Source organism: Alcanivorax sp., assembly GCF_014762765.1.
In the GTDB taxonomy this organism is placed as follows: Bacteria; Pseudomonadota; Gammaproteobacteria; order Pseudomonadales; family Alcanivoracaceae; genus Alcanivorax.
Genome location: NZ_JABURH010000068.1, coordinates 35,311 through 37,835, shown reverse-complemented (window position 1 = coordinate 37,835; position 2,525 = coordinate 35,311). Strand labels below are relative to the sequence as shown.

The window sequence follows — 2,525 nt, the reverse complement described above, 5'->3', positions numbered from 1 at the left end:
ATTCCGAGGATCCTATGAAGGTTCTTGTACCCATCAAGCGAGTCATTGACTACAACGTCAAGGTTCGCGTGAAGGCGGACAACTCTGGTGTTGATCTCGCTAATGTCAAAATGGCCATGAACCCCTTCTGTGAAATCGCTGTAGAAGAAGCGGTGCGCCTGAAAGAGAAGGGTGTGGTTACCGAAATCGTTGCCGTTTCCATCGGTCCCAAGACCGCTCAGGAGCAGCTGCGTACTGCCATGGCACTGGGCGCTGATCGCTCCATCCTGGTAGAAACCGATGAAGACGTTCAGCCGCTGGGCATCGCCAAGGCACTGAAAGCCATCGTTGACGAAGAAAAGCCGGACCTGGTGATTCTCGGCAAACAGGCTATCGACGGCGACAACAACCAGACCGGCCAGATGCTGGCTGCGCTGACCGGCATGCCGCAGGGCACTTTCGCGTCTGAAGTGGACGTGGCTGACGGTAAAGTGAAGGTTACCCGTGAAATCGACGGCGGCCTGCAGACCGTTGAGCTGAACCTGCCGGCGGTGGTCACCACCGACCTGCGTCTGAACGAGCCGCGTTATGCGTCTCTGCCGAACATCATGAAAGCCAAGAAGAAGCCGCTGGACACCAAGACCGCTGCTGATCTGGGCGTTGACCTGACTCCGCGTGTGACCACCGTCAGTGTGGAAGCCCCGGCCGAGCGTCAGGCTGGCATCATCGTTGGCTCCGTTGACGAGCTGGTCGAGAAACTGAAGAACGAAGCGAAGGTGATCTGATGAGTGTATTAGTTTACGCCGAACACGATAACGCCGCGCTCAACAAGGTCACCCTGAGTGTGGTTGCTGCTGCCAAAGAGATCGGCGGCGACATCACTGTGCTGGTAGCCGGTAAAGGCTGTGGCGCTGTTGCTGAAGAAGCGGCCAAGATCGATGGCGTTTCCAAGGTACTGTGCGCTGACAACGACGCCTACGAGCACCAGCTGGCCGAGAACGTTGGCGACCTGGTTGCTGAAGTTGGCGCTGATTACAGCCACATCCTGGCTGCCGCTACCACCACCGGCAAAAACTTCGCGCCGCGCGCTGCAGCGCTGCTGGACGTGGCCCAGATCTCCGAGATCTCCGACGTGATCGACGCGGATACCTTCAAGCGTCCGATCTACGCCGGTAACGCCATTGCTACCGTGAAAAGCAGCGATGCCAAGAAAGTGATCACCGTGCGTGGTACCTCTTTCGACGGCGTAGCCGCTGAAGGTGGTTCTGCTGCTGTTGAGAACATCGACATCGCCAAGGACGCTGGCATTTCCTCCTTCGTGGGTGAAGAGCTGGCCAAGTCCGACCGTCCCGAGCTGACCTCTGCCGAGATCGTGATCTCCGGTGGTCGTGGCATGGGCAACGGCGAAAACTTCGAAATCCTGTACAAGCTGGCTGACAAGCTGGGCGCTGGCGTGGGTGCTTCCCGTGCTGCCGTTGACGCAGGTTTCGTACCCAACGACATGCAGGTCGGTCAGACCGGTAAGATCGTTGCGCCGAACCTGTACGTTGCTGTGGGCATCTCCGGTGCCATCCAGCATCTGGCCGGCATGAAAGACTCCAAGGTCATCGTTGCGATCAACAAGGACGAAGAAGCCCCCATCTTCCAGGTGGCGGACTACGGCCTGGTCGCTGACCTGTTCGAAGCCGTACCGGAGCTAGACGGCAAGCTGTAAAAAGCCTGCAGTCAGCACCAACAAAAAACCCGGCCTTGTGCCGGGTTTTTTGTTTTCGAGGTACAAGCGACGCTCAATGGGCCGGGGAAGACCCAAACGTTTTGCGACATTCTGAATTCCTACGAAGCCGCTGTAGGAGTTCCTCTTGAGGGACGAACCGAGCGACAGCGAGGAAAATGGTTCAGATGCCAAAACGTATCTGTCTCTGTCCCTTGGGAACTGGAAATCACTCCCTTTGGTCGCCTCGCTTCGTGAGGTTCGTCCCCTGGAAGGGAATTATTCGCTGCGCGCACCCTGCGGGCCGCCCGGGCGGGCGTTACTCCGCTACGCTACGTTCCTACAGGTGCCTTGAACTTCGTCAGGACAGTCAAAGCTGAAAGCTGGAGCAAGAAATGTTTTCGGGAAAAACCGCGTTAATCACCGGCGCCTCCAGCGGCATCGGTGAACAGATGGCGAGGCAACTGGCTGCTGTGGGCTGCAACCTGATTCTGGTAGCGCGGCGCACCGAGCGACTCGATTCCCTTGCCAGGGAGTTGGTGTCGGTCACCGTTGATGTGATTACTGCTGATCTGTCTGATCCGCAAGCGGCCGAAGCGGTGTATGCACAGACGCAGGCAGCCGGGCGGCAGGTGGATATTCTCATCAACAATGCCGGCTTTGGTTTTCAGAAACCGCTGTTGGCGGTGGATCAGCTGGGCATGGTTGATGTGAACGTCCGCAGTCTGCTGGCACTCACGCAGCTTTTTGCCACGCCCATGGCCGAGCGCGGAGAGGGCTGGATACTGAATGTCGCTTCTGTGTCGGCCTGGTTCCCCATTCCCGGTATGGCCAC

The 2,525-nt window shown here is 58.0% G+C and carries 3 protein-coding genes; all 3 read left to right on the top strand.

The window, feature by feature from the left end:
• The first annotated feature begins 14 nt into the window (after positions 1–14).
• Positions 15–764, top strand: coding sequence for an electron transfer flavoprotein subunit beta/FixA family protein (locus HUJ17_RS02755; RefSeq protein WP_062817978.1), 750 nt, complete (start codon positions 15–17; stop codon positions 762–764).
• Positions 764–1,693: an FAD-binding protein gene (locus tag HUJ17_RS02750; RefSeq protein WP_290509241.1), complete on the top strand. Its 930-nt coding sequence runs from the start codon at positions 764–766 to the stop codon at positions 1,691–1,693. The genes HUJ17_RS02755 and HUJ17_RS02750 overlap by 1 nt, the downstream gene beginning before the upstream one ends.
• Before the next feature lie 392 nt (positions 1,694–2,085).
• A partial coding sequence (locus tag HUJ17_RS02745; RefSeq protein ID WP_290509240.1) for an SDR family NAD(P)-dependent oxidoreductase occupies positions 2,086–2,525 on the top strand: 440 nt, incomplete at its 3' end.

Bases quoted from the DNA above. Each gene is read 5' to 3' on its own strand.
- HUJ17_RS02755 (WP_062817978.1), top strand. From the start codon at position 15: ATGAAGGTTCTTGTACCCATCAAGCGAGTCATTGACTACAACGTCAAG.
- HUJ17_RS02750 (WP_290509241.1), top strand. From the start codon at position 764: ATGAGTGTATTAGTTTACGCCGAACACGATAACGCCGCGCTCAACAAG.